This is a genomic window from Streptomyces sp. YS-3 (assembly GCF_045257485.1).
Taxonomy (GTDB): domain Bacteria; phylum Actinomycetota; class Actinomycetes; order Streptomycetales; family Streptomycetaceae; genus Streptomyces.
Map to the genome: position 1 here is coordinate 1 of NZ_JBJHPC010001231.1, position 516 is coordinate 516.

General features: G+C 58.4%; 1 rRNA gene. It reads right to left on the reverse strand.

Annotated elements, in window-relative coordinates:
• Positions 1-444 (reverse strand): 16S ribosomal RNA (locus tag ACJA3G_RS38450); the annotation flags it as partial.
• Positions 445-516: the final 72 nt, after the last annotated feature.

Here is a 516-nt window from a genome sequence, read left to right on the forward strand (position 1 = left end):
TTCTTCCCTGCTGAAAGAGGTTTACAACCCGAAGGCCGTCATCCCTCACGCGGCGTCGCTGCATCAGGCTTTCGCCCATTGTGCAATATTCCCCACTGCTGCCTCCCGTAGGAGTCTGGGCCGTGTCTCAGTCCCAGTGTGGCCGGTCGCCCTCTCAGGCCGGCTACCCGTCGTCGCCTTGGTAGGCCATTACCCCACCAACAAGCTGATAGGCCGCGGGCTCATCCTTCACCGCCGGAGCTTTCCACCMSSRAMSATGCSKTCMSMGGTCGTATCCGGTATTAGACCCCGTTTCCAGGGCTTGTCCCAGAGTGAAGGGCAGATTGCCCACGTGTTACTCACCCGTTCGCCACTAATCCCCACCGAAGTGGTTCATCGTTCGACTTGCATGTGTTAAGCACGCCGCCAGCGTTCGTCCTGAGCCAGGATCAAACTCTCCATGAATGTTTACCCGTAATCGGGTGCACACCACGAAAGAGCGGAACGACCAGGTCGGAATAAGACCAGTCGTCCTCA